Below are 23,575 nucleotides of genomic sequence, written 5' to 3'. Positions count from 1 at the left end.
CCGTTCGGACCGAGCAGGGAGAAGATCGTGCCGGCCGGGACGGCCAGATCGATGCCGTCGAGGACGGTCTTGTCGCCGTAGGACTTGCGCAGACCCTTCGCCGCGATGGCCAGGCCGGTGGTGGGGATTGCCATGGGAGGTGCTCCTTCACAGGCTGCGGGCGGTGATGTCGCCGTAGGCGGTGGTGGCGTGGATGTTCAGAGCGGCGGCGGCGCCGTCGGGGTTGGCGAGCGCGTTGTGGACCCGGCCGTAGGCGGTGCCGGCGTCCAGGGAGGCGGAGACTCCGCGGGCGGCGCCGACGGCGATCTCCCCGTGCGCGGTACGCAGGGTGACGGTTCCGCGGACGGCCTCGGTGATGCGGAGGTCGCCCTTCTGGGTGCTGATCTCGGCGGGTCCGCCCAGGCGGCCGACGGTGATGTCCCCATCGAGAACGGCGAGTCGGGCGCTCGCGGTCTCGTCCAGCTTGACGGTCGCCTGCTGGCCCTCGAAGACGACGTCACCGAGCCGTCCGACGCCCCGGAGTTCGGCGGAGGCCGCCTTCACCTCGATGCGGGAGCCGGCGGGCAGCTGGACGGTCAGCTCGACCGATCCGGAGGGGCCGAGGACCCGGTTGGCCGCTTCGGAGGCCCCGATCCGCAGCACTCCGTCGGCGTGGGTGACCTCGATCCGCTCGGCCGCCTTGACGTCGCGGCCCTTGGAGGCGTCCGCGGGCAGGATCTCGACCACGGTGTCGGCCCGGTCGGCGGCGATGAACCGGATGTGTCCGGCGGGGATGTCGACGACGGCCGAGACGGGGGCGGGGGTGGTGAACTTCTGCATGGTTTTCTCCTGTGTCCGCCGGGCGAGCCCTTGCGGCGCGCTGTTTCCGACAAGAGAAACGCTACGTTGCATTCACAGGTAGGGCAACTATGTAACCCTCAAAAACCCCTTAACTGCAGGTCGCTTGAGAGATTTCATTGCAATGGATTCGAATCAAACGCAACGACCTCACATGCGATCGTTGCAATGACTTGAGTGCGAACGCTAGTGCCGCCTCCCAGGGTCACCGCCTAGGCTGGGGTCCCACGCACCACGAAGGAGAAACGCGATGCCGGGAGGCAGACTCACCCAGCAGGAGCGCCAGCAGATCGCGCTCGGACTGGCCGACGACCTCGCCTACGCGGAGATCGCCCGGCGCCTCGACCGCCCCACCTCGACCATCACCCGCGAGGTCATGCGCAACGGCGGCCCCGCCGGCTATCGCGCCGATCTCGCCCAGCGCGCCACCGGGCGCCGCGCGCAGCGCCCGCGGCAGGCAGAAGCCCGGGAGCCGGGGGCGCCGGCGCCCCTGGAACACGGGCGGGACGCGGAGGCGGTGCGCGCGTACGAGGAGATGTTCACGGACGTCCTCGTCCAGTCGGGGCTGTCCAGGATGATGGCCGGGGTCCTGGTCTGCCTCTTCACCACCGACGCGGGCAGCGTCACCGCGGCCGAGCTCGTCCGGCGCCTCCAGGTCAGCCCGGCGACCATCTCCAAGTCGATCGCGTTCCTGGAGAGCCAGGGGCTCGTCCGCCGGGAGCGCGACGAGGGGCGCCGGGAACGGTACGTCGCCGACGACGACGTCTGGTACCAGTCGGTGATGGCGAGCGCCCGCTCCACCGCCCGACTCGCCGAGGTGGCACGGCAGGGCGTCGGGGTGCTGGGCTCCGGCACCCCGGCCGCCCACCGGCTGGAGAACATCGCCCGCTTCACCGGCTTCGTCTCGGAGAGCATCACCCGCGCCGCCGAACAGGCCCGCGACATCCTCGCCACCAAGCCCGCGGGGGCGGCGTCCGGCACCGGTACGGAAGGCTGACGGACGACGTCCCGGGGCCGTTGCGGCGGTACGGAGCCGGCCACGGCTCCCGGGACGCCCCGCGCGAGGACGCGCGGACGCGAGGAGGGACACGCGGGCGCTCCGGCGCCCGCCGGGTCGGGCGGCGCGGGCGGCTCAGACGTCCAGCCCCGGTACGTCCCTCGGCAGCGGGCAGATCCGCCGGCCCTGGTGGTCGAAGACGTACAGGTGCGCCAGATCCACCAGCAGGGGCACCTGGCCGCCGGTGCGCAGCCGCATGTCCGGACTGGTGCGTACGACCAGGTCGCCGGGGGTGACGGCCGGGCGGTCGGGGCCGCTCACGGCGTGCCCCTTTCCGTTGCGGGGAGGTTCGCCGAGCGCCACCACCGGTCCGCTGATGTGGCCGGTCTTCTCCCGGAGGCGTTCCAGTACGCCGAGGCCGCCGCCCCGGCCCCAGGCCGTGCCGTCCCGGCGTCCGCGGCGCGCGGAGTCCCCGTGGTCGCCGTGGTCCGCCCCTCCCCCGCGCCCTCCCGCGGCGCGGCGCCGGCGCGTGGACGTTTCCGGGCGGGCGGATTCGAGGTCGGGCACCACGGCAGGCCGTGATCCGGTGTTGAGGTGCACCAGCGCCTCGTGGCCCTGGTACTCCACGTGCTGGACGATGCCGCCGAGCGCCACCTCGCCGGGGCGGGCCTGGCTCGGCGGGGCGATCCGTACGGCCTCGGAGCGCAGCCCGACGATGATCCTGCGGCCCTGCTGGATGCGGAGCAACTGGTGGTCGGGGCTGAGCGGTTCGGGCAGCGCGAGGCGCTGGCGGCCGAGGTCGAGGGACATCCGTCCTTCGAGCGGCGCGTGCACGACGGCCTGGAGGAGGTTGATCCTCGGGGTGCCGATGAAGGCGGCGACGAAGACGTTCTCGGGCAGCGCGTACACCTCGCGTGGCGAGCTGACCTGCTGGAGCACTCCGCCGCGCAGTACCGCGACCCGGTCGCCGAGGGACATCGCCTCGGACTGGTCGTGCGTGACGTAGACGGTAGTGACCCCCAACTCCTTGGTGAGCTGGGCTATTTCCGCGCGCAGGTGGTTGCGGAGCTTGGCGTCGAGGTTGGAGAGCGGCTCGTCCATCAGGAAGACCGAGGGGCGGCGGGAGATGGCCCGGCCCATGGCGACGCGCTGGCGTTCACCACCGGACAGCTGGCCGGGGTAGCGGTCGAGGACGCCTTCGATGCCGAGCATCCGGGCGGTGGCCTCGATCTGCTCGGTGGCGTCCTCGCGCGGGTTCTGGAGCTTGAGCGGGAAGCCGATGTTTCCCCGGTTCGTCATGCTCGGGTACAGGGCGAAGTTCTGGAAGACCATCGCCATGCCCCTTTCGCGGGGCTGGAGATGGGAGGCCGGTACGCCGTCGAGCAGGATCTCCCCCTCGGTGGCCTCCTCCAGCCCCGCGATCATCCGCAGGACGGTGGATTTGCCGCAGCCCGAGGGGCCGAGGAGCACCACGAACTCACCGGGTGCGATGTCGAGCGAGAAGTGGTCCACTGCGCGCGGACCCCGTCCGTACGCCTTGCTGATGTCCTGCAGAGAGATCGCGCGAGTCATGAGGTTCCGCCCATGGAAAAGTGATGCGGCTGCACTGTGGGGAGCGGCTGCGTGGCCTGAAGTTAACCCACGGTGCGGGGTGTGTGAATGACTCGCGCGAAGGTTGCGACGGGAGAGGGCGACGGAGCCGGAAGTGCCAGGGGTGGTTCCGGTTGTCGCAATGTTTTCGCCCTGGGGGCAGGGGAGTTGGCGGGTACGGAGGCGGCGGCGAAGTGACCGGGGCCGCGTCGGCGGGGGTCACCGGGCCGCGGTCACCAGGACCGGGAAGCCGTTGAGCACGGCGGTCCCGGAGAGCGGGTCGAGGAGGGTGCCGTCGAGCAGTTGGTTGACGTTGGTGCCGGGCCGGGTGGCGGCGACCGACTGCCGGGTGCCGGGGCGGCCGTGTCCCCAGCCGTGCGGAAGGCTCACCACTCCGGCGCGGACCGTGTCGGTGATCTCCGCGGGTGCCTCGACCGCTCCGCCGGCCGCCTCGATCCGGGCGGTGGCGCCGTCCACGAGGCCGATCCGGTGCGCGTCCTCGGGGTGGATCTGGAGAGTACAGGTGTTCGTTCCGCCGCTGAGCGCCGGGACGTTGTGCATCCAGCTGTTGTTGGAGCGCAGGTGGCGGCGGCCGACGAGGACCAGCGGGGCCGGGGTGTCGCCGAGCGCCTCCCGCAGCCGGTGGAGGTCGGCGGCGAGCGGCTCCGGGAGCAGCTCGATCCGGCCGCTGCGGGTCCTGAGGACCTCGGGCAGCCGGGGGCGGAGCGGGCCGAGGTCGATGCCGTGCGGGTGGGCGAGCAGGTCGTCGAGGGTCAGGTCGTACGGGCCCAGCCGCAGCATCAGGTCGAGCCGGCGCTCGGGCCCGGTGGTTCCCGAGAGGCGTTCGGCGAGTTCACCCGGCGCTCCGGCCCGGTCGAGTGCGGCGGCGACGGCATACGCGTCGACCGTCTCCGGCGGCGCACCGTGGTTGCCGCCGACGGCGAGGATCAGCCGGGCGAGGATCTCGCTCTCGTCGAGGGCTCCTTCGTCCAGCGGTACGGCCGGGCGGGTGTAGCGGACCTGGTTGCGCACCGCGAGGGCGTTGAGCGCGAAGTCGAAGTGGGCGGAACGGGAGGGCGGCGGCGGAGGCAGTACGACGTCGGCGTGGCGGGAGGTCTCGTTGAGGTACGGGTCGACGCTGACCATGAAGTCGAGCCCTCCGGCGAGCGCCCGGTCGAGCCGGTCGCCGTCCGGGGCGGAGAGCACCGGGTTGGAGGCGAGCACCACGAGGGCGCGGATGCGGCCCTCGCCGGGGGTGTCGATCTCCTCCGCCAGCGCGGCCATGGGGAGTTCGCCCTTGGCCTCGGGGTGCCCGGAGACCCGGCTGCGCCAGCGGCCGAGTGCGAAGCCCTTGCCGGGGCCGGCGGGGCGCGGGGCGCGCGCGGTGGCGGCGAGCGGGAAGAGAACGCCGCCGGGGCGGTCGAGGTTGCCGGTGAGGATGTTGAGGACGTCCACCAGCCAGCTGGCGAGGGTGCCGTGCGCGACGGTGCAGCTGCCGATGCGGCCGTAGACGGCGGCGGTCGGCGCGGCGGCGAGTTCCCGCGCCACGGCACGGACCGTGGCGGGGTCGAGGTCGCAGGGCCCGGCGACCGCCTCCGGGGTGAAGTCCGCCAGGGCGTCGGCGAGCCGGTCGAGTCCGTCCAGGTGCCCGGCGAGCGCTCCGGGGGCCGCGAGCTTCTCCTCGACGAGCACGTGGGCGAGGGCGGCGAGCAGCAGGGCGTCCGCACCGGGCCGGATCGCGAGGTGGCGCCCGGCGAGCTTGGCCGTACGGGTGCGGCGCGGGTCGATGACGGTGAGCGTGCCGCCCCGGGCGCGGAGCGCCTTGAGCCGGCCGGGGAAATCGGGCGCGGTGCAGAGGCTTCCGTTGGATTCCAGAGGGTTAGCGCCGATGAGCAGCAGGTGGTCGGTGCGGTCGAGATCGGGTACGGGGATGGCGTTGGCGTCCCCGAAGAGCAGCCCGCTGGAGACGTGTTTGGGCATCTGGTCGAGGGTGCTGGCGCTGAAGACGTTGCGGGTGCGCAGCGCGGCGACCAGCAGGGGCGGGTAGAGGCCGCCGGCCATGGTGTGGACGTTGGGGTTGCCGAGGACGAGCCCGGCGCTCTGCGGGCCGTGGACGCCTGTGACCTCGCCGAAGCGTGCGGCAATGGTGTCGAACGCCTCCTGCCAGGTCGCCTCGCGCAGGGCGCCCTGACGGCGGACGAGTGGGGTCCGCAGCCGGTCGGGGTCGGCGTCGAGCCCACCGAAGGCGGCTCCCTTGGGGCAGATGAAACCCTGGCTGAAGACGTCGTCGCGGTCTCCGCGTACTCCGGTGACGGTGGTCCCCTCGACTGTGAGGGTCAGCCCGCAGGTGGCCTCGCAGAGCGGGCAGATGCGGGGTGCGGTACGGGAGTTGGCGGACACGGGGCCTCCCCGGGGAGCGACTGGGTCAGCGCGAGCATACCGACCGGTACGCATGCTGGGGAGCCCCCCGGACGGACGGGTGTCCGGCGCCAACCCCTCAGTCGAGCACCCGCGCGAGGTACGCGTGGAGCAGCACCCGGACTTCCGCGACGATCGCCGGATCGCCGGACGGGTCCGCACGGAAGGCGAGTTGGAGCGTGGCGTCGGCCGCCTCCACACCGACCAGGACGGCCCTCCGCAGGTCCTCGTCCGGGCTGCCGCCCAGGTGTCCCGCGAGGAGTCCGGCGAGCCGGTCCGCGAGCCGGTGGTTCGCCTGGTGCTGGGGGTCGTCGGCGTGCGCGGCGGCGCCGAAGTCGACCTGGGCGAAGCCGGGGAGGGTACGGCGCATCGCCAGGTACTCGTCGAGTACGGCGTCGATCGCGCCCCGCCAGTCGGTGGCGGGGACCGCGGCGAGCCGGGTGGCCAGGTGCTCCGTGTAGGAGTTGAGGTTGCGCACCGCGAGGGCGTCCACCAGCGCGCGCTTGTTGGGGAAGAAGCGGTAGACGGACCCGATGGGCACCTCGGCGCGGAGGGCGACGGTCCGGGTGGAGAGCTCCTCGTAACCGGCCTCGTCGAGGAGCGTGGCGCAGGCGTCGAGTATCCGGGTGAGCCGTTCGGCGCTGCGCTGCTGGACGGGGGTGCGGCGCAGCTTCGGTTTCGGGTGGGACACGGCCCCATCATGCCGGAGACCAGCCGGCCCCACCCGGCCCGCGGATGTGCGGCGATTGGCGTTGACGGGCCTCTTCTCCATTCCTACGGTGGTCCATAGGATTCATCCTCCACGGTTCCCGCGCGCTCCCGAGGGCCGCGGGGGCCCGTCTCGGCACCGGGAGCAGCGGTATGGGCGGCACGGACGGCACACGCGGTACGCGGAACACCGGCGGCACGGACAGTACGCACGGCGCGGACACCACCGGGGGCGGCGCCGCGTCCGCCGGGTCCCTGGCGTACTCCACCGGTTTCGGCAACGAGCACAGCTCGGAGGCGGTGCCGGGCGCGCTGCCGCACGGGCGCAACTCCCCCCAGCGCGCCCCGCTCGGGCTGTACGCGGAGCAGCTCAGCGGCTCCGCGTTCACCGAGCCCCGGGCCCACAACCGCCGTTCCTGGCTCTACCGGATCCGGCCCTCCGCCGCGCATCCGGCATTCGTCCGCACCGGCAACGGCTCGCTCCGTTCCGCGCCTTTCACGGAGACCGTGCCCGATCCCAACCGGTTCCGCTGGGACCCGCTCCCGGCCCCCTCCCCCGGCACCGACTTCGTCTCTGGGCTGTGGACCCTCGGCGGCAACGGCGACGCGGCCGGGCGCACCGGCATGGCGGTGCACCTGTACCACGCCGACTCCTCGATGACGGAACGCGTGTTCAGTGACTCGGACGGCGAGCTGCTGATCGTCCCCGAGCAGGGTTCTCTGCTGCTCCGCACCGAGTTGGGCCTGCTGCGCGCCGCTCCCGGCGAGGTGGCGCTGATCCCGCGCGGGGTGCGCTTCCGGGTCGAGCTGCTCGGCCCGACAGCCCGGGGATACGTCTGCGAGAACTACGGGATCCCCTTCCAGTTGCCGGAGTTGGGCCCGATCGGCGCCAACGGACTCGCCAACGCACGGGACTTCCGCGCACCGGTCGCCGCGTACGAGGACCGCGAGGGTCCGTTCGAGGTGATCAACAAGTTCTGCGGGAACCTCTGGACGGCGACGTACGACCACTCTCCGCTGGACGTCGTCGCGTGGCACGGCAGCCACACGCCGTACGTCTACGACCTGCGCCGTTTCAACGTCATCGGCACCATCAGCTACGACCACCCCGACCCGTCGGTCTTCACCGTGCTGACCTCGCCCACCGACACCCCGGGGCTGGCCGACGTCGACTTCGTGGTCTTCGCCCCGCGCTGGCTGGTCGGTGAGGACACCTTCCGGCCGCCCTACTTCCACCGGAACGTGATGAGCGAGTACATGGGGCTGATCGAGGGCGCGTACGACGCGAAGGCCGGCGGCTTCGTCCCGGGCGGCGGTTCGCTGCACAACATGATGTCGGCGCACGGACCGGACCGGGAGACCTTCGACCGGGCGAGCGCGGCGGAGCTCGTACCGCAGCGGATCGACGACGGGCTGGCGTTCATGTTCGAGACGCGCCGCCCGCTGACGCTCACCGGTCACGCCGCCTCCGCTCCCCATCTCCAGCGCGGTTACGACGGGGTGTGGCAGGGTCTGGACAGCAACTTCCGGCCATAGCTTCCATGTCCGGCGGCGAGCCGGGGTGAGACCAGGAGGTGGACCGGATGCGAGCAGAACGTACGGACCGTGGCCGGACCGGACGGGGCGGACCGGCCGGACCGGAGGGGACCACGGACGACCGGGGTGCGGGGGCGGGTACGGAGACAGGGGTGGTGGCCGCCTTCGCCCCCGACTCCCTGGTGCTGAACGGGAAGCTCCCGCTCTGGTACCAGGTCTCGCAGTCGCTGCGCGCCTCGATACTCGGCCGTCCGCACGACGCCCCTCCCCGGCTGCCGACCGAGGAGCGGCTCGCCGCCCACTACGGGGTGAGCGTCCTGACCATGCGCCAGGCGCTCAAGGAGCTGGAGTCGGAGGGACTGATCAGCCGGCAGCGGCGGCACGGCACCTTCATCGAACCCCGGGCCAGGCGGGTCTCGCCGGTACGGGTACTCGGGTCCGTCGACGCGATCGTGGCCCAGCAGTCGGGCGAGCGGACGACGGTCCTCGGCCACGGCCCCACCGCCGTGCCCGGCGAGCTGGCCCACCACTTCCCGGACTGCGCCAAGGTGGTCGGCTACCGGCGGCTGCGCTGCGACGCGGTGACCGGTGAGCCCGTCAACTGGGCGGAGAACATGGTGCGTCCGGAGGTCGCCGCCCGGGTCGACGCCGCCGAGCTGGAGCGGTGGCCGATGACGAAGATCCTGCGGGACACGGCCGGTGTGCCGATATCCCGGATCACCGACACCGTGGAGGCCCGCCTCGCCGACCCGGCCACCGCAGAGCTGCTGCGGGTGCCGCTGCTCAGCCCGATCCTGCACTTCACCGGCGTCACGTACGACACCGGCGGCCGGGTGGTCGACGTGGCCCGCATCCACTACCGGGGCGACCGCTTCTCCTTCTCGGTGACGGTGGACGCGGACTGACCCGGCACGGCGCCCCGCCCCGCCCCGTCCCGTCCCGTCCTGCCCCGTCCCGTCCCGTCCCGCGGAGGCTCGCACGCACGCCGGTTCGCCGGGAGCGGCCGGGCCCCGCCGGACGCCCCGCCCTCCCGTTACGATGCCCGGAGCGGCGGACGTGGCGAGCGGGGGGACGACACCGTGGCAGCGGATTCCCGGAAGGACACCGGCCAGGAGGCCGCCCACCTCACCCTGGACGAGCTGATGCCGTGGTCCGTACGCCCGTTGCGGACCGGCAGATCCTGGGTCACCGGCCCCGACCCCGCCTCGCTGAAAGCGCGCTGGGAGCGGCTGGTGCGGGCCGACGGCGAGGAGCAGGACCGGCTGTTCCGGCCCACCCGGTTCCGCACCCCGCGCACTCCGGTCGCCGCGCTCCCCGGACAGACCACCTCCACCGGTCGGTTCGCCCGTGCCCCGGGGGCGTACCCCGAACCGGTACGCGTCCTGCACGGGCCGTTCGACGAGCAGTGGCTGATTCCGGATCACCGGCTGATCGACGCGGCCCGCCCCGAACTCTGGCGGGTGGCCGACGCCCACCAGCTCTTCGCCGTCGAGCACGGCTATGTCCCGGGCGACTGCGGACCCGCCCTGTCGGTGACCGCGCTGCTCCCCGACGGGTACGCGCCCGCCGGCCGCCCCGCGCGCGTCCGGCCGCTCTTCCGGCGCCCCGGCGGGACCGAACCCAATCTGGCCCCGGGGCTGTGCGCCGCACTCGGGGCCGCCGGCCTGGGCAGGGACGCCGGTCTCGGCCCGGACGGCGGGGAGGTGACCCCGGAGTCGTTGCTCGCCTGGACCCTGGCCGCCGCGCGCCCCGCCCCCGGCGGGTGCCTCGTACCGCTGCCGCGCGAGGGTGGGCTGTGGTCGGCCGGGGTGGAGCTGGGCCGCGAGCTGCTCCGGCTCCATCTGCGCGGGTCGCGCGGGGGCGAGCGGCCCCGGCTGCCGGGCGGGCGGCGGCCCTACGTGCGGTCCGCGGTGCCGCCCCGGCCGGGCTCGGTGGCGTACGACACGGAGAGCGGGACACTGCTGCTCGACGAGGGGCGGATCGCCCCGGTGCCGACCGGGGCCTGGGAGTTCCGGGTGGGCGGCGTGCGGATGCTGGAGGTGTGGTTCGGCCGGCGGGCGGCCGCGTGGACCGGCGCGGAGCGGGACGGGCTGGACGCGGTGGGACCGGCCGCCTGGCCCCGGGAGTGGACCTCCGAGCTGTTGGAGCTGATCACCGTACTGGCCCTGCTCGACGGAGTACGCGACCGCCGACGGGAGTTGGCCGAGCAGGTCGACGCCGCGCGGACCCTTACGCGGGAGGAGCTGCGGGCGGCCGGGGTGCTGCCGGTTCCGGCGGCGGCGCGGCGCCCGGCGACGGTGCTCGGCAGGCAGGAGGAGGGGCCCGAGGGACAGTTCACGCTGGTGTGAGCACCGCGCGGGAACCTCGGCCGCCCGGGCTCTTCCCCCGCCCGGGACACGCCCCTACGACCGCCGACCGGGTACGGGTCGGCCGACGGGCGCACGACGCGGGAGAGCCGGCACGGGCACGGGGTGCCGGGCGGGGAGGAGGCCCGGCGTCCGTACGCCGTCCGTCCGTGCCACGTCCGCACGGGGGCGGGGCCGCCGTACGCCCCGGGGAGGACGGGCGGGCGGCTGCACCGGCATCAGGACATCGGAGCAGGGACATCAGGACAGAGCGATCTCCCGGGCCGACCCGCGCGAGGGCCGACCCGGTGGCGGCCGGGCCTGTTTTCGGCCGGGCCCGTCCGGCAGGGCCGACCCGTCAGTGGCGGCTGCCGAAGAGCGAGCGCCGCAGTCTCCGCAACGGAGCGAAGAGCGACACGCGGGCGCTCTTGCTGCCGTGGCGGTGCGCGGCGTCGCGCGAGGTCAGCTCGCGCATCAGCAGCGTCGCCTCGGCCGCCTCGCGCTGCGGGACGGCAGGGCCGCCGAGCACCGCGAGATGGCGGTCGAGCCGCGAACTGGTCGCACTGCTTCCACATGTGATGGCAGGCACGCGCGGCCTGCTGCGGACCGTTATCTGTTCCATGTCACTCCCCACCCGTACGAGGGCACCCGGTGCGGGCAGGTTAACCCTATCGCTCCGCGAGGACACACGCGTATCCCGGGCGCGGGATTACATGCATGCATGCGGTGGTTGACGGTACGTCACGCGATGCGCCTGATACGGGAGGGACTTGGAGGATTCGTGAAGCCCCCGTGCCCGTCCGCGCGCGCTGCCGCGAGAGCCCCGCACCCGGCGCACTCCACCGGGACGAGGGACCACACCCGTCGGGGAAACCCGGTGCGCCGGGCAGCACGTTGGCGGATCATGGGCGCATGTCTGCCAACCTCGAGTCCGCGCTGCCGATCCGGCTCACCGTCGACGACAGCGACTCCCCCTCCGACGTGATGGACTCGCTGTTCCTGGGCCGCTTCACGACGGGCGAGCAGCCGTACGCGCACAGCTCCTCGCTGGAGCGCGTGAAGCCGGGCAGCACGCTCGTGCCGTCGGACGCCACGGTGGTCCGGACCGCCCGCGAGGACAGCCGGAGCGCGACGCTCGCGGAGGGCGAGGGCTGGACCCTGCTCGCGCGGCGGTGGAGCCGGGGCGCCGACGTCAACGTCACCGCGACCAGCGCCGAGCTGGCGGAGCGGGTCCTCAAGGAGGCGACGGACGGCGTCCAGGACGAGCCCGAACCCCAGCCCGAGGACGTGAGCATGGGCTTCTGGTACGTCTCGCCGCAGCGCGGGCCGCACCGCACCACGCGCCGGATCTCCGCGGGCACCTGGGACCAGGTCCGCCCCAACTACTCGGCCCAGGTGGCCGGGGCGATGGACGGGCTGATGAAGGTCACCCCGGACGACATCTCCGGGCGGCTCCTGCTGCTGCACGGCCCGCCCGGGACCGGGAAGACCTCGGCGCTGCGGACGCTGGCCCGCACCTGGCGCGACTGGTGCCAGGTGGACTGCGTCCTGGACCCGGAACGCCTCTTCAACGACGTCGGCTACCTGATGGACATCGCGATCGGCGAGGACGACGGTTCGGAGAAGGGGCGGTGGCGGCTGCTGCTCCTGGAGGACTGCGACGAACTCATCAGGGGCGAGGCCAAGCACACGGCGGGCCAGGCGCTGTCCCGGCTGCTCAACCTGACGGACGGCCTGCTCGGCCAGGGCCGCAACGTCCTGGTGGCGGTCACCACCAACGAGGACCTGGAGCGGCTGCACCCGGCGGTCGTCCGGCCCGGCCGCTGCCTGGCCCGGATCGAGGTCGGCCCGCTGAGCAGGCCCGAGGCGGTGTCCTGGCTGGGTACGGACGAGGGCGTCGGCCGCGAGGGGGCGACCCTCGCCGAGCTGTTCGCGCTGCGGCGGGGCAGCGGCCCGGCCTCCGTACCGAAGCAGGACGCGAGCGCGGAGGCGGGCCTGTACCTGTGAGCGTCACGCGGCGGGCCCGGGTACGGCCTGCCGGGTGTCGCCCGCCCTCACCCCTCGTACGCCGCCCGCAGCGCGTCCTCGGCGAGGGCGCGGGCGTCGGCGCGGGAGAGGCCCAGGCGCCTGGCCTCGTCCGCGTACGCCTGTGCGGCGGTCGCGGCCCTGCGGTCCGCCGCGTCCCCGGCCGCCGCGACGAAGGTGCCGTTGCGACCGCGGGTCTCGATGACGCCGTCGGCCTCCAGGGCGCGGTAGGACTTGGCCACCGTGTTGGCGGCCAGGCCGAGTTCTTCGGCGAGCCCGCGCACGGTCGGCAGCCGGTACCCGACCGGGAGCGCGCCCGAGCGGGCCTGTTCGGAGATCTGCGCGCGCAGTTGCTCGTACGGGGCGGTGCCGGTGTCCGGGTCGATCACGATCGTCAGAGTCACGGTGCAGATTCTGCACCTCCCGCCCGGAAACCCGGAGGCGGCCCGTCGATTTCCCCGCGTAGGGTCGGCCCCGTCCACGCATCCCCTCTCCGGGAGAGGGCTGCGCCCCGACGCCCGGTCCGGCCACCGGGCGCGCGCGACGGAGGTACACCATGTCCGCACACCCGGCATCACCCGCCGGCGGAGCCGGTGGAAGAAACAGTGACGGGACCGGCAAGGCGACCGGCGAGGTGACCGTCGTCCTGACCAAGGCCGGGCGGACCAAGATCCGCTACCCGGCCCGCAGACTGGCCGACGACGGCAGCCGGGTGACCGTCCTCGCCCCCTGGGCCGCCCCCGGCGTACGGGACTTCGGCTTCGTGACGTTCGCGCCGGGTGACGTGTTCACCGAGCACTACTGGCGCGACCGGTGGTACGCGGTGAAGGAAGTCCGCACGGGCGAGGGCCTGTTGAAGGGCTGGTACTGCGACATCACCCGACCCTGCACCGTCACCGGCGACGAAGTGCGGGTGGAGGACCTGGACTTGGACCTCTGGGTGTCCGCGGACGCCTCGGAGGTCCTGCGGCTGGACGAGGACGAGTTCACGGAGAGCGGGCTCGCCGGGCGTGATCCGGCGGCTGCCGCGGCGGCGGTCGGCGCCCTGGACGCGCTCGAACGCCTCGCCCGCGCGGGCCGCCTCCCGGAGCTGCTCGGGGGCGTCGGCGCGTGACCTCCGTACCGTCCGGCCGCCCCTTCCACAGCACTGCCCGCCGGGGCGTCGCCCGCCCAGCCCGCGTCAGACGGCGGGGGCCTCCCGCCCGGCCGCCGGTGCGCCGGCGCACGGCGCGGGTGCCTCGCGGGACGGACCGCCGGCCACGAGTTCGACCTCGAAGCCCGCGTCGTTCTCCAGGTAGGCGGCCCGGTGCCCCTCGCCTCCCGCGTAAGGGTGCCGGTCGGCGAAGAGCAGCCGCCAGCCGTGGCCGGGGGCCTGTGCCACGAGCGCGTCGAGCGCCTCCCGGTCCTCGACGTGGAACGCGAGGTGGTTGAGGCCGGGGCGGAGGCGGTCGTGGGTCCGCGCGACGAGGTCCGGCGACTCCTCGATCACGACGTAGCTGTCGCCGCGCCGCCAGCTGCGGCCGTGCGACCAGCGTTGGTACGGCAGGTGGCCCAGCCGGCCGAGCAGCCAGTCCCAGACGGGTACGGCCGCCGCCAGGTCGGAGACCCACAGTTCGATGTGGTGCACCCGTCCGGTACCGGCCCCGGCGGACGGCAGCGGGACGGCCCGGCGCGGGACGGCGGGGTCGTGGGCGACCGGGTCGCCGTCCTCGTGCCAGTGGATCAGGAAGCGTTCGCCCGACCGGTATCCGTCGAGGCCGGCCCGGCAGTACGCGACCATGTCCTCGGGCAGCGAGTCCAGCCGGAACCAGTCCAGCTCCGAGCACTTGCCGGGCTCCGCGTTGTACGGCGCCCGCTCGGGGTCGTACTCCGCTTCGAAGAACCAGCCGGTGCGCGGGCTGCCGCCGGGGCCCCGGTGGTGCATGACGAGCGCGACGCGCAGTTCCTCCGGCTGGAGGGTGAGGCCGATCTCCTCGGCCGCCTCCCGGACCATCGCCTCGCGCACGTCCTCCCCGTCCTCCAGGTGGCCGGAGGGCAGGTGGAGGAGGCCGTCGGCGTAGCCGGTGCCCGCCCGGCGGGCGAGCAGCACCCGGGGACCGCGCCGGAGGATCAGGTGGACATCGACGACCTCGGTGTGGCGGTAGCGGGGTTCGGCGCGGGCCACGACGGCGTACCGCTCGTCGTCCACGTCCTTGCCCCAGAGGCGGGAGTCCCCGGAGAGCCGTTCGTGGTGGACCCGCTCGGTGTGCGGGGCGAGCAGGGCGGTGAGCAGGGCGGCGGAGACGCCCACCCCGTTCCACACCCCTTCGATCAGGACGAGCCGGCCGCCGGGCTTCAGCAGGCCGAACCAGGTCGCCAGGGCGTCCTCCGGGTCGGGCAGCGCCCAGAGGACGTGCCTGACCAGGACGACATCGAACCGCCGGTCGCCCACGGGCGGCCGGGCGGCGTCCCCGATCAGCACGTCGGCGCCGGTTCCGGCGAGTTTGTCGCGGGCCTGGGCGGCCATGCGGGGCGACTGGTCGACGCCGGTGACCCGGTGACCCTGGCCCGCGGCGAGCAGGGAGAGGCTGCCGGTGCCGCAGCCGAGGTCGAGGATCTCGCAGGAGGTGGCAGGGAGCCAGTTCTGCAGGCGCTGTGCCCAGGCGTCGCGTACGACGGGGTCGAGCAGTCCGTGGTCGGGTTCTTCGTCGAAGGAGTCGGCGGCCTCGTCCCAGTAACTGATCGTCGTCATGGCCTCCATGGTCCCAGCCCGTACCCGCCGCCACGGCACGGACGGTACGAATTGCGACCGGTCGGAGCCGTGGACGGCAAGGGTTGCGGCCGGCAGGCCCGTCGGCGCGAGGTTCCACGGTCCGGGCCACCTGTCACCGGATGATCTTCCGGGCCTCTTACGGACTCACGCCGGCCGTACCGCCGGCCGTACCGGACCGCACGCGTCCCGCCGCCGCGTCCCGTCCCGTCCCGTCCCGTACGGCGCCCCGCCCCGCGCCGGGTACCGGTGCCGGATGCCGGATGCCGGATGCCGTACGGGACCGCCGGTCAGCCGAGGGCCGAGGTGCAGTCCGTCGTGGTGGCGTGGGCCGGGTCGAGCGCGTTGGCCACCTCGTGGAAGGCGATCTTGTCGGTGGTGCCGATGAGGACGTGCTCGGAGACGTCGACCGCGCACAGGTCCTGGAGCAGGACGTTGCGGACGTTCGCGCCGCTCAGGTACTGGGTGCGGTACGGGGTGACGACCTCGTCGTACCGGGTCGAGATGACGGTGTACTTCACCCCGGCCACCGTGTCGGGAACGGAGTTGAGCTTGGTGACGAACGGCGAACCGGCCACCTGGTCGGCGAGGCCGGGGGTGGCGGAGTTCAGCAGGGACTCCGCCCCGGGGAAGTACGGCAACAGCTTGGTCAGCCCCAGGAGGGTGGTGCCGTGGTTGTCGGGGGCGAGCGCGACGAGCGCGTTCACCTTGGCGGCGCCGCCGAGGAACTTCAGGTAGTAGTTCGGCATCATGCCGCCCTGTGAGTGGCCCACGAGGTCGGCCTTGGAGGCGCCGGTGGTGGCGAGCACCTTGTCGACGAACGTGCGGAGCTGGGCGGCCGACTGGTCGATGGGACCGAGGCCGTTGAAGACCGGCACGCCGGGGAGCTGCCCGTAGTCGAGCGAGAAGACGCAGTACCCCCGGGCCACCAGGTAGGGGGCGAGCACGAGCCAGTTGTCGACGGAGTTCCCGAAGGTTCCGTGGACGAGGACCACGGGGCGCGGATGGGCGGCGGAGGGCTTGCAGGCGTAGTCGTTCCAGCCGCTCGTGGTGGCGGCGGCCTCACCGGCCGAAGGGGCGGCCGAGGCGACGGCGGCCGAGGGGCCTGCGAGGGCGGCGACGGCGAGGAGCAGCGCGGCGAGCGTTCTGCGCGCACGGGGGGCTCTCGGTGTACGGGTCCAGGGCAGCATCGTGGGATCTCCTTGCGGCTCAGGGAGTGCGATGTGGGGGTGCGCCCTGTGGCCCGGACCACAAGCTTTATGTGCTCATGCCAAATTACGCATGAGTAGATTCGCGGGGGAAGTTACGCGTCGGTAAAAAATCCCCCGCCACCGAGGCTCACCCCACCCCCTCCCCCGCCCGGCGACGGAGCGCGCCACCGGCACCCCGGCACCCCGGCACCCCGGCACCCCGGAATCGAACATCACCCTCCCCGCCGGGCCTGGAAGGTGATGCGCCACACCCCGGGCGGGACCCCGGAAGGCGCCTCGGCCCCAAGTGCCGTACCGCGCGACGAGGGTGACGGACCGGCACCCCACTCCCACACCCCTTGTTCGAATACTTCCGCACCGGCCGGAGTCCCGCCCGCTCGCCGACCAGCGGTGATGGAGTTAAGGTAATCGAACGAACGTACGAGGAACGTATCGGGCAAAGGTCGGAAATGGGGTGGCGGAATGGAGGTACGGCATGGCGGGCTTCGCCCATCTGCACGTCGCGTCCGGTTACTCCGCCCGCTACGGCGCCTCGCACCCCGAGCACCTCGCGCGGCGGGCGGCCGAACTCGGCATGGCGGAACTCGCGCTCACCGACCGCTCCACCGTGACCGGCGCTGTTCGATTCGCTCAGGCATGCGCCCGGGAAGGGGTACGGCCGGTCTTCGGCATCGACCTCGCGGTGGAGGCCCTCGCCCCGCCGCCTCCGGCCGGGCGCCCGCGCACCCCGGCGCGCGGGGGCGCCCATGTCGTCGAACCGCCGCTGCGCGTCGTGCTGCTCGCCCAGGACCGCTCCGGCTGGGCGCGGCTCTGCCGCATCACTTCGGCGGCGCACGCCGGCGCGGTGTCCGGTACGGCGCCGGTGGTGCCGTGGGCCGCACTGCGTGAGCACGGCGGCCCCGGTCTGACCGTGCTGCTGGGCCCGCTGTCGGAGCCGGTACGCGCGCTGGCCGCGGGCCGCGAGGACGTCGCGGTGAAGCTGCTGGCGCCGTGGCAACAGCTCTTCGGGGCCGGGCTGCGCCTTGAGGCCGTGGCGTACCGGCGGGCCGGCACGGGCCCGGGGTCGCTGCGGCTGGCCGCCCGTACCCTGGCGCTGGCCGACCGTACCGGCGTCACCGCCGTGCTCTCCAACGCGGTCCGCTACGCCGACCCCGCCCAGCACCGCCTGGCCGACGTACTGGACGCCGCACGGCTGCTGCGCCCCGTCGACCGGCGCCGTCTGGACAGCGGGCAGCGCTGGCTCAAGGGCGAGGGCGCCATGGTCGCCGTCGCCCGGGCGGTCGCCGCGTCCGCCGGTCTGGACGACCGCCGGGCGCGCCGGCTCCTCGCGGACACCGCCGCGACGGCCGCCGGATGCGCCCTCGACCCGGCGGCGGACCTCGGGCTGGGCGCCCGCCACTTCCCGGAGGCCTCCCTGTTCGGCGCCGGCCCGGACACCGGGGGCGCCGCCCGGCTGCTGCGGACACGCGCCGAGGCGGGCCTGGTCCGGCGGGGCCTGGACCGCGACGCGGACGCCCGGGAGCGGCTGGACACGGAGCTCGGGGTGATCTCCCGGCTGGGGTACGACTCGTACTTCCTCGCCGTCGGCCAGGTGGTGGCGGACATCCGGGAGCTGGGCATCCGGGTCGCGGCCCGGGGCTCCGGGGCGGGCTCGATGGTCTGCCACACCCTGGACATCGCCACCGCCAACCCGCTGGAACACCGGCTGCTGTTCGAACGCTTCCTCAGCGAGCGGCGCGGTTCGCTCCCGGACATCGACATCGACGTGGAGTCGGCGCGGCGGCTGGAGTGCTATGACGCGGTCTTCGCCCGGTTCGGCAAGGAGCGGGTCGCGGTCACCGCGATGCCCGAGACCTACCGGGCCCGCCGGGCGCTGCGGGACACCGGCCTCGCGCTCGGCATCGCGCCGGACGAGGTCGACCGGATCGCCAAGAGCTTCCCGCACCTGCGGGCCTCGGACATCACGAGCGCCCTCGCGGAGTTGCCCGAGCTGCGGCAGCTGGCGTCGCGGGCGGAGCGGTACGGGCCGCTGTGGGAGCTCGCCGAGGGACTCGACTCCCTGGTGCACGGGATGGCGATGCACCCGTGCGGGGTGATCATCAGCGACGCGGGCCTGCTCGACCGGCTGCCGGTGCAGCCCACCCCGCAGGGCGACTACCCGATGGCCATGGCGGCGAAGGAGGAGGTGGAGGCCCTGGGCAACATCAAGCTCGACGTGCTCGGGGTGCGGATGCAGTCCGCGATGGCCCACGCCGTCGACGAGATCGAACGCGCGACCGGCGACCGGATCGACCTGGACGACCCGGCGCAGGTGCCGCTCGACGACGTCTTCGCGTTCAAGCTCATCCAGCAGAGCGAGACGATCGGGCTGTTCCAGCTCGAATCGCCCGGCCAGCAGGATCTGCTCTCCCGCCTCCAGCCCCGCAACCCGCAGGACGTCATCGCCGACATCAGCCTCTTCCGCCCGGGACCGGTCGCCGGAGGCATGCCCGAGCGGTACGTCGCCGCGCGGCACGGCCGGGCCCCCGCCTACGCCCACCCGGACCTCGAACCGGTGCTCGCCGACACCTACGGGGTGACCATCTGGCACGAGCAGATCATCGAGACCCTCTCCGTGATGACCGGCTGCGACCGGGCGATGGCCGAGGTGGCCCGCCGGGCGCTCGGCGACCGGAAGCGGCTGCCCGCCATCGGCAGATGGTTCCACGACCACGCGTCGGCGCGGGGGTACGACCCCGGGGTCCGCGCGAAGGTGTGGGCGACCGTGGAGGCGTTCGGCGCCTACGGTTTCTGCCGCGCGCACGCGGTGGCCTTCGCCGTACCGGCCCTGCAGAGCGCCTGGCTCAAGGCGCACCACCCGGCCTTCCTCCTCGCCGGGCTGCTCGAACACGATCCCGGGATGTGGCCCCGGCGCGTCATCGTCGCCGACGCCCGCCGCCGGGGCGTGCCCGTGCTGCCCGTGGACGTCAACCGCTCCCGTACCCGGTACGTGGTGGAGCGGACCGGCGACGAGCGGTGGGGGGTGCGGCTCGCGCTGTCCTCCGTACGCGGCATCACCGAGGACGAGAGCGCCCGGATCGAGGCGGGCGCGCCCTACGACTCGCTGTCGGACTTCTGGCAGCGGGCCCGTCCCAGCCGGCCGCTGGCCGAACGGCTGGTCGAGATCGGCGCGTTCGGCGGGCTCGGCGGGGGCCCGCTCACCCGGCGGGACCTGCTGCTGCACGTCGCCGAGCTGCACCGGCAGTCCCGCGTCCGGTCCGCCGGCGACGGGCAGCTCGCCCTCGACGCGGGGGCGGCGGGCGGGGCGGAGCCGAGCGGTCTGCCGGAGATGACCGGCCGCGAGGCCCTGGACGCCGAGCTGAACACGCTGGGCATCGACGTGTCCCGGCACCTCATGGTCCACCACCACCGGCTGCTGCGGGAGATCGGCGCGACGGACGCCGCGCACCTGGCCGACGTGCGCCAGGGGCAGCAGGTCCTCGTCGCCGGGGTGCGGGCCTCCACCCAGACCCCGCCGATCGCCAGCGGCAAGCGGATCATCTTCGTCACCCTGGAGGACGGCTCGGGCATGGTCGACCTGGTCTTCTTCGAGGACTCCCACCCGGCGTGCGCGCACACCGTCTTCCACAGCGGACTGCTGCTGGTGCGCGGCACCGTGCAGGTACGTGGCAACCGGCGGTCGGTCGTCGGCACCATGGCCTGGGACCTGGACCGGATCGCGGCGGCCCGCCGCGACGACGGCCCCGCCGCCGCGCTCGCGCTGCTCGGCGGGGAGCGCCCGCACCCGACGCCCGCGCAGCCGGGGCGCACCCTGGCCAACGGCACCTCGGGCGCCCGGCTGCACCCGTACGCCGACCTCCAGCCGGCCGGCAGCCGCTCGGCCGACCTGCGCAAGCTCGGTCACACCAGCCAGGGGAGCGCGGGATGACGCCCCCTCGCCCGGCCCGCCGCCACATCGCCCATCTCCACCTGCACGCCGTGCCGGACGAGGAGCGGTACGCCGACGTCGTCGAGCTGATGTCCGGCATCACCCCGCACGTCCAGGCCGTGCCGCCCGACGCCGTCCAGCTGGACCTCACCTCGGCGCTGCGCTACTTCGGGCTGGCCCCGTACGACCTGGTGCAGATGGTGATGCTCCGGCTGTTCGCGCTGTACGGGATCGAGTGCGGCGCGGGGCTCGCGGGCAACCGCATGCTGGCCGCCATGGCGGCCGACGCGTCCGGGCCGGGGCAGACCACGGAGGTCCCCGGCGACCGGGCGGACTCCTGGCTGCGCCCCCGCCCGGTCACCGCGCTGCCCGGCATCGGCCGCGCCACCGCCACCACGCTCGGGCGGTACGGCGTGCACACCATCGGCCAGATCGCCGACCTCCCGCCGCTGACCCTCCAGCGTCTGCTCGGCGCCGGTCCCGCCCGGCTGCTGGCGGAACGCGCGCACGGCCGCGACCCGCGCCCGGTCGTGCCGCGGGAGCCTGCGGCCCACCTCTCCGTCGACCGGGTGCTCGACCGGGACTGCCTCGATCCCGGCCTGCACCACCGGGCGGTGCTGGGGCTCGCCGAGCGGCTGGGCCAGCATCTGCGCGCCGGGCACCAGGTCGCCGGGCGCCTGACGCTCACCGTGCGGTACGCCGACCGGACGTCCAGCACCCGTACCCGTACCTCCCCCGAGCCCACCGGCCACTCCCCCCTCCTCGCCGCCACCGCCCTGGGGCTGCTGGACTCGCTCGGTCTGCAACGCGCCCGGGTGCGCGCCTACACGCTGCGCGCGGACGGCCTCTCGCCGGCCGGGGACGCCCCGCGCCAGCTCTCCATGGACCCGGTCGACGACCGGTCCCGCGCCGTCGAAGCCGCCTCGGACCGGGCACGCCGCCTCTTCGGCGCCGGGGCCGTACGGCCGGCGACCCTGGCACCGGCACCGGCACGGACACCGCGCAGGCGCCCGCCGGCCGCGTGACGTACGGCCGGTGTGCCCCTTGTGAGCCATTCGGCCCGCCCCGCCTGCGCGGCGCCCCGCTCGCGCCGAGCGTGGGGACATGAACTTCGCCGGCGAGGTCAAACAGGCCGTCACGCCCCGGGCAGCCCTGCTCGTCCTCGGTGTGCTCGTCCTGCAACTGCTCTTCATCCTTTCCTACGTGGGCGCCCTGCACCGGCCGGTCCCCACCGACGTCCCGTTCGGTGTCGTGGCTCCCCCGCAGGCGTCCCAGCAGCTGATCACCGCTCTGGACGGGCTGCCGGGCGGCCCGCTGGACCCGCGCGCCGTGGACGACGCCGCCGAGGCGCGCCGGCAGATCATGCACCGCGAGATCGACGGCGCGCTGGTGGTGAACCCGTCCGGCACGACCGACACCGTGCTGGTCGCCTCCGGCGGCGGCTCCGCGCTCTCCAACTCCCTGGGGAAGATCACCACCGAGGTCCTGGCCCAGCAGCAGCGCACCGCCCGGGTCGTGGACGTGGCCCCGGCCTCCTCCGACGACTTCGACGGGCTCTCGTCGTTCTACCTGGTCGTCGGGTGGTGCGTGGGCGGGTACCTCTGCGCCTCGATCCTCGCGATCAGCGCGGGCTCCCGGCCGGCCAACACGCGGCGCGCGCTCATCCGCACTCTGGTCATGGCGCTGTACGCGGTGCTGGGCGGGATCGGCGGTGCGCTCATCATCGGCCCCGTCCTCGGCGCGCTGCCCGGCAGCTTCTGGGGACTGGCGGGGCTGGGCGCGCTGGTCGTCCTCGCCACCGGGATGATCACCCTCGCGCTGCAGGCGCTGACCGGCGTCGTCGGCATCGGACTGGCCGTCCTGGTCATCGTGATCGCCGGCAACCCGAGCGCGGGCGGTGCCTTCCCGCTGCCGATGCTGCCGGACTTCTGGCGCGCGATCGGCCCGGCCCTGCCCCCGGGGGCGGGCACCTGGGTCGCCCGCTCGATCGCCTACTTCCGGGGCAACGCGGTCACCGGCCCCCTGCTGGTCCTCTCCGCCTGGGCCGTCGTCGGTACGGCCCTGACCCTGCTGCTCTCCCTGCGGCACCACCGGACCGGGCCCGCCGGGGACACCGCGGGCACCGGTCCCGGCGCACCAGGAACCCCGGGAGCACCTCCAGGGGGCGCACATACCCTTTGATCCCGTTCCTCTCCCAACAGGTAGTGCGCGCAAGCCCGTTGATGGCCCATCATCGAAGGGGCAGCAGTACCGGGCGCACCGCGCCCGGGCGGCCGGGCGACCTGAGGAGGTACGGGTGCGCAACCGGGTGCGCGTGGCGGACGGACGTCACCTGATCGTGGAGCGGCAGGGGGACCCACGCGGAAGACCCGTCTTCCTGCTGCACGGAACCCCGGGCAGCCGGCTCGGACCCGCTCCGCGCGGCATGGTCATGTACCAGCGCCAGACCCAGCTCATCACCTACGACCGGCCCGGCTACGGCGAGTCCGACCGGCATCCGGGCCGCACGGTGAGCGATGTCGTCGAGGACGTACGGACCATCGCCGACGCCCTCGACCTGGAGCGGTTCGCCGTGGTGGGCCGCTCCGGCGGCGCCCCGCACGCCCTGGCCTGCGCGGCGCTGATGCCGGGTCGGGTGACCAGGGCGGCCGCCCTGGTGCCGCTGGCTCCCTGGGACGCCCCGGGGCTCGACTGGTTCGAGGGGATGGCCGCCTCCAACGTACTGGCGTACTCCACCGCGGCGGCCGACCCGGACAGCCTCACGGAGTCCTTCATCGTCCGCTCGGCCGAGATCCGGATCGACCCGGTCCGGCTCCTGGACGACCTGCGGCGCGAACTCACCGACTCCGACCGGGTGGTGGTGAACGACGCGGGCATCCGCTCGCTGCTGCTGCGCAACTACAGCGAGGGGCTTCGCACTTCGGCCTACGGATGGATCGACGACGCGCTCGCGTTCAGCCGGCCGTGGGGCTTCGACCCGGCCGACATCACCTGCCCGGTGATGCTCTGGCACGGCGAGAAGGACGTCTTCTCACCGGCCAGCCACTCCCGTTGGCTGGGTGGCCGGATTCCGGGCGCGACCACCGTCCTGGAGCCGGCGGCGGCGCACTTCGACGCCCTGTCGGTCCTTCCGCGGGTCCTGAACTGGCTTCTGGACGAGGACGCTTCCGGCGTGGTGTCGATGAACTGAGCGAACGCCTCGTCCGGGAGGGGCGGGCCACCGGTCGGGTG

18 protein-coding genes are annotated in these 23,575 nt (G+C 73.9%); 10 read left to right on the top strand and 8 right to left on the bottom strand.

Annotated features, from left to right (window positions below; genetic code table 11):
• Positions 1-147 precede the first annotated feature (147 nt).
• Positions 148-819, bottom strand: a complete 672-nt coding sequence (locus tag ACFZAX_RS31615) for a DUF4097 family beta strand repeat-containing protein (protein ID WP_390965778.1) — start codon at positions 817-819, stop codon at positions 148-150.
• Between the two features lie 268 nt (positions 820-1,087).
• Here ACFZAX_RS31615 and ACFZAX_RS31610 point away from each other — a divergent pair, with 268 nt between their 5' ends.
• Positions 1,088-1,834, top strand: coding sequence for a helix-turn-helix domain-containing protein (locus ACFZAX_RS31610; protein ID WP_390965776.1), 747 nt, complete (start codon positions 1,088-1,090; stop codon positions 1,832-1,834).
• 135 nt (positions 1,835-1,969) lie between these two features.
• On the opposite strand, the gene ACFZAX_RS31605 is transcribed toward ACFZAX_RS31610, so the two are convergent.
• From ACFZAX_RS31605 to ACFZAX_RS31595, 3 genes are all read right to left on the bottom strand, one after another.
• Complete coding sequence (locus ACFZAX_RS31605; RefSeq protein ID WP_390965775.1) at positions 1,970-3,406, bottom strand: ATP-binding cassette domain-containing protein; 1,437 nt, start codon at positions 3,404-3,406, stop codon at positions 1,970-1,972.
• A 237-nt stretch (positions 3,407-3,643) separates the two neighbouring features.
• Positions 3,644-5,824 (bottom strand): molybdopterin-dependent oxidoreductase, encoded by a 2,181-nt coding sequence (locus tag ACFZAX_RS31600; protein ID WP_390965773.1) that lies wholly within the window; start codon positions 5,822-5,824, stop codon positions 3,644-3,646.
• Between the two features lie 97 nt (positions 5,825-5,921).
• Complete coding sequence (locus tag ACFZAX_RS31595) at positions 5,922-6,533, bottom strand: TetR family transcriptional regulator (protein WP_390965771.1); 612 nt, start codon at positions 6,531-6,533, stop codon at positions 5,922-5,924.
• A gap of 170 nt (positions 6,534-6,703) precedes the next feature.
• On the opposite strand from ACFZAX_RS31595, the gene hmgA reads away from it, so the two are divergent.
• The 3 genes from hmgA to ACFZAX_RS31580 all read left to right on the top strand — a co-directional run bounded on the left by hmgA (position 6,704) and on the right by ACFZAX_RS31580 (position 10,434).
• Positions 6,704-8,086: a homogentisate 1,2-dioxygenase gene (hmgA, locus tag ACFZAX_RS31590; protein WP_390965769.1), complete on the top strand. Its 1,383-nt coding sequence runs from the start codon at positions 6,704-6,706 to the stop codon at positions 8,084-8,086.
• Positions 8,087-8,133: 47 nt separating this feature from the next.
• Positions 8,134-8,991 carry a UTRA domain-containing protein gene (locus ACFZAX_RS31585; protein WP_390965767.1) on the top strand — a complete coding sequence of 286 codons (858 nt, stop codon included), beginning with the start codon at positions 8,134-8,136 and terminating at the stop codon, positions 8,989-8,991.
• Between the two features lie 174 nt (positions 8,992-9,165).
• Complete coding sequence (locus tag ACFZAX_RS31580) at positions 9,166-10,434, top strand: type ISP restriction/modification enzyme (RefSeq protein ID WP_390965765.1); 1,269 nt, start codon at positions 9,166-9,168, stop codon at positions 10,432-10,434.
• 355 nt (positions 10,435-10,789) lie between these two features.
• Here ACFZAX_RS31580 and ACFZAX_RS31575 read toward each other — a convergent pair whose 3' ends face one another.
• Positions 10,790-11,053 (bottom strand): hypothetical protein, encoded by a 264-nt coding sequence (locus ACFZAX_RS31575; protein ID WP_327174938.1) that lies wholly within the window; start codon positions 11,051-11,053, stop codon positions 10,790-10,792.
• A 290-nt stretch (positions 11,054-11,343) separates the two neighbouring features.
• Here ACFZAX_RS31575 and ACFZAX_RS31570 point away from each other — a divergent pair, with 290 nt between their 5' ends.
• Positions 11,344-12,438, top strand: a complete 1,095-nt coding sequence (locus tag ACFZAX_RS31570; RefSeq protein ID WP_390965763.1) for a DUF5925 domain-containing protein — start codon at positions 11,344-11,346, stop codon at positions 12,436-12,438.
• Between the two features lie 47 nt (positions 12,439-12,485).
• Here ACFZAX_RS31570 and ACFZAX_RS31565 read toward each other — a convergent pair whose 3' ends face one another.
• Positions 12,486-12,860 (bottom strand): GntR family transcriptional regulator, encoded by a 375-nt coding sequence (locus ACFZAX_RS31565; protein ID WP_327174940.1) that lies wholly within the window; start codon positions 12,858-12,860, stop codon positions 12,486-12,488.
• A gap of 152 nt (positions 12,861-13,012) precedes the next feature.
• On the opposite strand from ACFZAX_RS31565, the gene ACFZAX_RS31560 reads away from it, so the two are divergent.
• Positions 13,013-13,570, top strand: coding sequence for a DUF402 domain-containing protein (locus ACFZAX_RS31560; RefSeq protein ID WP_390965760.1), 558 nt, complete (start codon positions 13,013-13,015; stop codon positions 13,568-13,570).
• Between the two features lie 66 nt (positions 13,571-13,636).
• On the opposite strand, the gene ACFZAX_RS31555 is transcribed toward ACFZAX_RS31560, so the two are convergent.
• Both ACFZAX_RS31555 and ACFZAX_RS31550 read right to left on the bottom strand, forming a co-directional pair.
• The gene (locus ACFZAX_RS31555; protein WP_390965758.1) at positions 13,637-15,187 is read right to left on the bottom strand and encodes a methyltransferase domain-containing protein; all 1,551 of its coding nucleotides are present in this window, start codon (positions 15,185-15,187) and stop codon (positions 13,637-13,639) included.
• A 308-nt stretch (positions 15,188-15,495) separates the two neighbouring features.
• On the bottom strand, positions 15,496-16,395 hold the full coding sequence (locus tag ACFZAX_RS31550) for an alpha/beta fold hydrolase (RefSeq protein ID WP_390965756.1): 900 nt from the start codon (positions 16,393-16,395) through the stop codon (positions 15,496-15,498).
• Between the two features lie 496 nt (positions 16,396-16,891).
• Here ACFZAX_RS31550 and ACFZAX_RS31545 point away from each other — a divergent pair, with 496 nt between their 5' ends.
• From ACFZAX_RS31545 to ACFZAX_RS31530, 4 genes are all read left to right on the top strand, one after another.
• Positions 16,892-20,344 carry a DNA polymerase III subunit alpha gene (locus ACFZAX_RS31545; RefSeq protein WP_390965791.1) on the top strand — a complete coding sequence of 1,151 codons (3,453 nt, stop codon included), beginning with the start codon at positions 16,892-16,894 and terminating at the stop codon, positions 20,342-20,344.
• Positions 20,341-21,369 (top strand): ImpB/MucB/SamB family protein, encoded by a 1,029-nt coding sequence (locus ACFZAX_RS31540; RefSeq protein ID WP_390965754.1) that lies wholly within the window; start codon positions 20,341-20,343, stop codon positions 21,367-21,369. Before ACFZAX_RS31545 ends, ACFZAX_RS31540 begins: the two co-directional genes overlap by 4 nt.
• A gap of 79 nt (positions 21,370-21,448) precedes the next feature.
• The gene (locus ACFZAX_RS31535; RefSeq protein ID WP_390965752.1) at positions 21,449-22,525 is read left to right on the top strand and encodes a DUF3533 domain-containing protein; all 1,077 of its coding nucleotides are present in this window, start codon (positions 21,449-21,451) and stop codon (positions 22,523-22,525) included.
• A gap of 115 nt (positions 22,526-22,640) precedes the next feature.
• Complete coding sequence (locus tag ACFZAX_RS31530; RefSeq protein WP_390965749.1) at positions 22,641-23,534, top strand: alpha/beta fold hydrolase; 894 nt, start codon at positions 22,641-22,643, stop codon at positions 23,532-23,534.
• The last annotated feature ends 41 nt before the right edge of the window (positions 23,535-23,575 follow it).

Source organism: Streptomyces sp. NPDC008125 (genome assembly GCF_042957125.1).
In the GTDB taxonomy this organism is placed as follows: Bacteria; Actinomycetota; Actinomycetes; order Streptomycetales; family Streptomycetaceae; genus Streptomyces.
Note: the sequence above shows the minus strand (reverse complement) of the source record. Positions and strands in the feature narration are given on the sequence as shown.

Coding starts and splice junctions, on each gene's coding strand:
- ACFZAX_RS31555 (WP_390965758.1), bottom strand. CDS start 15,187: ATGACGACGATCAGTTACTGGGACGAGGCCGCCGACTCCTTCGACGAA.
- ACFZAX_RS31610 (WP_390965776.1), top strand. CDS start 1,088: ATGCCGGGAGGCAGACTCACCCAGCAGGAGCGCCAGCAGATCGCGCTC.
- ACFZAX_RS31605 (WP_390965775.1), bottom strand. CDS start 3,406: ATGACTCGCGCGATCTCTCTGCAGGACATCAGCAAGGCGTACGGACGG.
- ACFZAX_RS31550 (WP_390965756.1), bottom strand. CDS start 16,395: ATGCTGCCCTGGACCCGTACACCGAGAGCCCCCCGTGCGCGCAGAACG.
- ACFZAX_RS31615 (WP_390965778.1), bottom strand. CDS start 819: ATGCAGAAGTTCACCACCCCCGCCCCCGTCTCGGCCGTCGTCGACATC.
- ACFZAX_RS31585 (WP_390965767.1), top strand. CDS start 8,134: ATGCGAGCAGAACGTACGGACCGTGGCCGGACCGGACGGGGCGGACCG.
- ACFZAX_RS31540 (WP_390965754.1), top strand. CDS start 20,341: ATGACGCCCCCTCGCCCGGCCCGCCGCCACATCGCCCATCTCCACCTG.
- hmgA (WP_390965769.1), top strand. CDS start 6,704: ATGGGCGGCACGGACGGCACACGCGGTACGCGGAACACCGGCGGCACG.
- ACFZAX_RS31575 (WP_327174938.1), bottom strand. CDS start 11,053: ATGGAACAGATAACGGTCCGCAGCAGGCCGCGCGTGCCTGCCATCACA.
- ACFZAX_RS31545 (WP_390965791.1), top strand. CDS start 16,892: ATGGCGGGCTTCGCCCATCTGCACGTCGCGTCCGGTTACTCCGCCCGC.
- ACFZAX_RS31570 (WP_390965763.1), top strand. CDS start 11,344: ATGTCTGCCAACCTCGAGTCCGCGCTGCCGATCCGGCTCACCGTCGAC.
- ACFZAX_RS31560 (WP_390965760.1), top strand. CDS start 13,013: ATGTCCGCACACCCGGCATCACCCGCCGGCGGAGCCGGTGGAAGAAAC.
- ACFZAX_RS31535 (WP_390965752.1), top strand. CDS start 21,449: ATGAACTTCGCCGGCGAGGTCAAACAGGCCGTCACGCCCCGGGCAGCC.